Origin of the sequence: Tritonibacter scottomollicae (assembly GCF_003003215.1) — a bacterium.
In the GTDB taxonomy this organism is placed as follows: domain Bacteria; phylum Pseudomonadota; class Alphaproteobacteria; order Rhodobacterales; family Rhodobacteraceae; genus Epibacterium; species Epibacterium scottomollicae.
Map to the genome: position 1 here is coordinate 222053 of NZ_PVUF01000006.1, position 6015 is coordinate 228067.

Annotated in this window: 3 protein-coding genes, 1 tRNA gene and 1 pseudogene; 1 reads left to right on the plus strand and 4 read right to left on the minus strand. The window is 56.8% G+C overall.

Features of this window, described 5'->3' with window-relative positions; all coding sequences use genetic code 11:
- Positions 1–67: 67 nt before the first annotated feature.
- From CLV89_RS12115 to CLV89_RS12125, 3 genes and pseudogenes are all read right to left on the minus strand, one after another.
- Complete coding sequence (locus CLV89_RS12115) at positions 68–2194, minus strand: pentapeptide repeat-containing protein (protein ID WP_106163921.1); 2127 nt, start codon at positions 2192–2194, stop codon at positions 68–70.
- Between the two features lie 32 nt (positions 2195–2226).
- Positions 2227–4572, minus strand: coding sequence for a pentapeptide repeat-containing protein (locus CLV89_RS12120; RefSeq protein WP_106163922.1), 2346 nt, complete (start codon positions 4570–4572; stop codon positions 2227–2229).
- Positions 4573–4955: 383 nt separating this feature from the next.
- Positions 4956–5195 (minus strand): annotated as a pseudogene (locus CLV89_RS12125) (IS5/IS1182 family transposase); the annotation flags it as partial.
- A gap of 40 nt (positions 5196–5235) precedes the next feature.
- Here CLV89_RS12125 and CLV89_RS12130 point away from each other — a divergent pair.
- On the plus strand, positions 5236–5964 hold the full coding sequence (locus tag CLV89_RS12130; RefSeq protein WP_279327907.1) for a recombinase zinc ribbon domain-containing protein: 729 nt from the start codon (positions 5236–5238) through the stop codon (positions 5962–5964).
- On the opposite strand, the gene CLV89_RS12135 is transcribed toward CLV89_RS12130, so the two are convergent.
- Positions 5921–5997 (minus strand) — tRNA-Met (locus tag CLV89_RS12135). The genes CLV89_RS12130 and CLV89_RS12135 overlap by 44 nt on opposite strands.
- Positions 5998–6015: the final 18 nt, after the last annotated feature.

Genomic DNA, 6015 nt, shown 5'->3' on the forward strand with positions numbered 1-6015 from the left:
CCAAAATAGGTTTCTTCAACCAATGAGTATCGGCCCGGAACTCAGGAGAGCTCCGGGCCGAAGGGGTTCAATTCGCCTGGTAGGTGGCTTGGGCCAGCCCGCTTTGGCCAGGCTTGCCATCTGGGGTGGAGCCAGAGCCCCCGCCGCCTGTGCCGGCAGCACCAGAAGCACCAGGGTAGATCGAAGTCGGCGCCTGGGTATATTTGGACGTCCCCACCAGCACGATGCCGACCGAGGGGCCGCCATTCCCACCGGCGCCGCCAGCTGACGCGCCACCAGCGCCACCCGAGCCACCCGGGCCACCATTGGCCGCATCACTCGCCCCCTTGCCGCCTTCGCCGCCTTTGCCGCCCGCGGCACCTGCGCCGCCATTGCCGCCACTACCGCCCTGTGCGCCGGTCACCTTCAGGCTGGGTGTCACCGCCTGAGTGTTCGCAGAGGGCACAGTCAGGTCCGTGTTGATCAGCACGATGGCAAATGTTCCGCCTCCCATCAGGCCACCTGCGCCGCCCCCGGCACCGCATCCACCTGAGCCGCCGCCGCCGCCTATGCCACCGCGTCCGCTGCCAACGCCGCAGGAACTGAGAAACTTGCAATGCTCGGAAATGTTGGGACTTGAGGCTTCGCCCCCACCGCCACCGCCGCCGTCAAGACCGCGCTCTCCTGTGGCACTGGTTGAAGGTGACCATGCACCTGTCGTAGCATCAAAGGATCCGATCCGATTGCTCGAGGCGGCGGCCTGCTGCGCAGCGCTCGCACCTGCAACACCATCGCCACCGGCGGGAGCCGTTCCATGCGAGCCGCCAAAATAGCAGGCTTTCGTCTGATTACCCTGGGCTGCACCGCCCCCCGCTTGACCGTAGGAGCCGTCGACGCCCCAGTTGCCGCTGCCGTCTTGCGAACAGTGGTAACTACAGCCCGACGCCCAGTTGCCGCTGCAACTGGTCTTGAGCGCATAGCCCGGCGCGCCAGCCCCGCCCTTCGCATCGGATGCCGTACATTTATTGGCACCAGGGGTTACGCCGGATCCGTCCGCACCATCCGTCCCCTTCGCGGCATCTGACTGGTGCGCCGCGTCGGTCCCTGTGCCGGCCTGCACGTTCACATTGGTCATGGTGAGGCCCGTCATGCTAGTGAACTGCATCGCCACTGACGCATCGTCTGCGTTGGTTGATGGCGTGCCGATCACAATGAGATTGGCAAGAGCCGAGGTCACTCCCGAGCCTCCCGAAATGGCCGGAGCGCCACCTGTTGGTGCGAGAATGGTCGACTGATAAGACGACGACGGCTGCCCCTGAACATACCCGCCGACGAGACTGACGTTATTGGCCAATACGAGAGATGAGCTGGGCGTGTATTTGCCATAATCAATCAACACATCACAGCTTCCCCCCGATGCCGCACATCGGGTGATCCCCTCACTCACGGTCTCACAGGCGTTGGCGTAGGTTGAGCCGCATGTCGCACTGTCCGTGCCCTGCGGCGAGACATAGATCGAGCTGTCGGCAGTCGAAGCGGAGCCAATCCGACCCTCTGCAAGACGCGCTCGCACAAGCGGTGAGGAAAAGGCGGAATTATCTGCTCCGCGGGCTTGGTCGCCTACCGGCGTGTTGGTCGCCTCAGGCGCCAGAGGCGAAAGTCCCTCCAGCTCGGTCGGATCAACCTCTGCCCCTAGGTTCTCGCAATCCGGCAGGTCTGCGTTCTGCAGGTTGAGGTATTGAAACAGCCAGGGGAACTCGCAATCCATTCGTACGTTGTTGAAGATCGGGCCGGACGCAGACGCATCGTAATCAAGAGTCGGGCCAAAATCCGCCATCGATTTGTCAATCCCGCTGAAATTCGTGCCAGTCACAACCGCATACTGAAACGACACGACGGTGGTTAGATTGGCGTCGGTGAAATTGGCATTCGTCAAATCAGCCAAGTCAAAGCTGGTCGCGCCTAGGTCACTCGCGCTGATTGTGCTATTGTCAAACGTTGCTCCCGTCAGGTTGGCTTGGTCAAAAACCACGCCTTCCAGGGTCGCGCCGGTGAAATCGGCGCCGCTGAGATCCTGACCCAGAAAGTTCCTATCCGTAAGTGTCTGGCCGGAGTAGTCAGTCTGCGCCCAAGCCGCCGATCCTAACGAGGCCATGGCGACACTGAACATCAGACCGTTCATCGCATGACTGCGCCCGAAACAAAGAAGGTGCATATGATTTTCCCTTTTCAGATTAGAGAATTACGTTAATCGCAATTGCCACAAGTACTCGGGTCGCAAGAGCATCCGAATTGATCGGAAACACTTTTCTTCACCCCCAGGGTGCCGCATTGAAAACAGGCATTCTCATTCAACTTCAGATAAAAAAGACTTCCACTTCCGTCATTCCAAAGGGACGAGACGGATCCAATTGTCGTCAGACGGTTTGACTGCAAATAAATCGTATTCGCATCGGTCAGAAGATCCGTCTGTCCGATGCTGGTGATGCTGTTGTAGGACAGATCAAGGAAAGAGAGATTGTTTTCTCGGGAGGTGAAAAAGTCTACCGCACCACCCAACTGGTTGTGGGACAGATCCAGATAAGTGAGGTAACTGTTGGGCGAGACCGTGATCGCCGTCAGCTGATTGTTGGACGCGGCCAGGTAATTCAGTTCCGTTTGCGAATTTGAAAACGTGAGGCTCGTGTAGCCATTATAGCCCAGCTTGACTTCTTCAAGCTGATCCGAAAAATCTGTGAAATCTCCGGCTCCTGCCAAGCGATTTCCGGTCAAATCAAGCGTCACGAGGTTTGGGAAGTTCTGCTTGTCAAGACCTGCCAGATCGCTGATCTCTCGTTCGCCACAGCTGAGGTTTTGCAGCGCTTTGGCCGCCGAAACTGTGATGGGCCGATTGGCGCCATTGTAGATCACGTCTTGCAAGCATTTCTTGAGGTTCGCATCCGGGATCGTCACGACCTTCGGCTGCTCACCGCAAGTTGGCTTGCTCCACAGAACCTCCGAACGGCCATTGGGGTTACACAGGTTCGAAGTCCAGTTCGGCACAATCCAGTCTGAACCGGTACAGGAGAGCGTATCGCCGTTCGGACAGGTGACCGAGGCGGAGGCCGGTACAGTCGGCAGCACAGTGTGGCCGTAGGGGATACCGTCCCTGTCATATCCGCAAAAATAGGTCTCATCCGCCTGCGGACAGCACTGGCTGTCCGGGGGCACGACTGCCGCCTGAAAATTGGCTTTCGATAAAACCGAACTGCTGAAAGTGGCGCCGCCAAGCTGAGAACACAGGAAATCAACTCCATCACCGGTTTTGGTAGCCGTTAGGTTGGTTGACGCAAATGAAGCGGTATTCAAGGCTGCATTGGTAAAGTTCACGTCCTGCAAGCTGGCCCCGTCGAACACCGCAGAGGTCAGGTCCGCAAAGGCAAAACTAGTCCCGCTCATTGTGGTGTTGCGAAAGCTTGCGCCACTTAAATTGGTATTGTTGGAAAAGCTAACGTTATTCAGGGCTGCGCTTTCAAAGTCGGCCTTGATAAAGCTTGAGCCGATGATCGAAGCGCCCTTGTTGTTGGCATCTGGTTGAAAATTCGCATTTTTGAATGATGTATTTGCGCCGATGGCATTGTGAAACTGCGCGGTTTGCAGGGTACTATGATCGAATACCGTATTGTCCAAATTTGCATTATTAAACTTGGCCAGTTTTAAATTTGATGAGGTCCTGGCATAGAACGAGGCTTCGGTGAAGTTCGCTCCGCTCGCGTCCGTCCCGACCATGGTGACGCCGTCCATCTTGACGAGGCTCAGGTCTGCGTTGCGCAGACTGCTTCCGGTCAGGTCTGCGCCGTCCAGGGTGGAGGCTGTCTTGCTTTTTGTGTCATAGAAACTGAAACCATCAAACACCATCCCCCTGAGCACCGCTTCGGACATATCGTGGCCCGCGGGCTCAAAGTTCGATGGCGCAAGACCAATGAGCTTTGTGCATTCAAAAGCGGTGTTTTTCCAAAAACTTGGGTTTGGTGTCATATTGTTGAGAGGGAATAGAAAGCTGTTCGTATCCTCTGCAATACCCAGTTTTGCATAGGTAAACGTGATACGCGCGGACTGATCACGAGCCGCGCTGACCATGGGACCGAACTTCGCATTTGTGGCGTCCGCGCAGGTGAAATCGGTGCCCTCAAAATTCGCGAACTGGAGATCTGCGCCCGATAGATCCGCGCCGGCAAAACACGTGCCTTTGAGGGATGTGTTGCTCAAGTCCGTGCGTAAACCGTCACTATTCGCCTTGAACACGGCTCCCTTGAACGTGGCGCGAGAGAGATCCTGATTGCCAAAGTTCACGCCGATCAGCGTCGTATCGCTGAAGTCCGCACCGAGCAGATAGCCCGTCCCTTTATTGCCGAAATTCACATTCTGAATAGTTTGACCACTGAAATCGACACCGCCGCCGGTATTATCGCAGTCAGCCACGGACGCGCAATGCGTCGCAGTATCTTCGCAATAGCTGGTGGCAGCCTCTGCAGAATGATGCACGAGGATCAAAGATACAAAAAATGTGTAAAACAATGCACCCGAGCGAAATTTCCAAAAATCCAAATGCATTCAATCCTCCCATGCGTTTCAGCACGCAAATAAATCGAAATTGCTCAGAATTTCCACTTCACGATCAACGCACAAAACGGCTCAAACACGGACTGCCTGAACCGATCTTGCGGCACATCCCAACGGTGATGAAAGCCATATATTACAGCCTATGGTAGCATACATTTTCCGACAATCGCCAACCTGACCGTAGCGTTGTTTTTAACCATAGATTATTGCGGCTATCCTGCTCTTGGTCCGGCTCTGCGGGACTGCTTCGACGACTGAAAACAGGTATTTGAGCGAAGCGATGCGAACCCTCAGGAAATTGGTGCGCTCCTTCGTTGGGACAGCGCCGCTGCACGAATCGAGGACTGAGCACAGTTCCCCTTTCCCGAACGGATTTACCCTACAGCCACTGTGACCGGAATGCCGAGCGCGGTGTACCCGTTCAGCACGGCGATACGAACCTGCAACTCCGCGACCTGGCGGTCGAAGTCACGGGCCATGAGTGATTGGCCGAGCAACCTGATGCAGTTCATCTTTGACTTTTCACGGCTCCGGCGGTGATATCCGCTCCACCGTCTCCAGATTGCTCGGCCCCGATACTTTGATGCACGCAGGGCTTCGTTTCGTGCAATAGACCGCCCACGACCGGAACGAGCGCGCCGCCCGACCTATCTGCTGTCCGGCCTCCTTCGCTGCACCTGCTGCGGCGCCAGCTACACTTTGATCAACAAAACCCGCTATGGCTGCGCCGCCGCCCGCAACAAGGGAGGCGCGATCTGCAGTAATCGCGCGACTATTGAGCGCGAAGTGGTCGAAGACCGTGTCCTTTCCGGGCTAAAGCACCGGCTTCTGTCCCCAGATCTGCTCGAGCATTTTACGGATGCGTACCGCAAAGCCTTCAATGCATCTGCGGCCGAGGCGGCACAGGACCGGCAGAAGGCAGCGGCCGCGCTCACCAAGATCGAGACCAAGATCGCCGGCATCCTCAAGGCCATCGAAGATGGTATGTATCGCGCCTCGATGAAGGAGAAGATGAGCGAGCTGGAAGCGGAACAGTCGCGGCTGCAGTCTGTGTTGGCGGAGAGCCCCGAGCCCCCTGCCCTGCGGCTGCATCCCAGCCTGTCTGTGCAGTACCGAGAACTGATCGAAGATCTGGCCCGCTCTCTGAACGCGCCGGAGGTCAAACGCGAAGCGGCAGAAGCCCTTCGGGATCTGATTTCAGAGGTTCGGATGGTGCCGGACACGGCAGCACGCAATGGCCATACCCTTGAACTTATTGGGGAACTTGCAGGTATTTTGCGTATGGGAGGTCTGGATGCAACGAAGCCCCCGCGTTTTGCGAGGGCTTTGTCGGAAACGATGGTTGCGGGAGTAGGATTTGAACCTACGACCTTCAGGTTATGAGCCTGACGAGCTACCTGGCTGCTCCATCCCGCGGTGTTTGTTTTGTTTGTT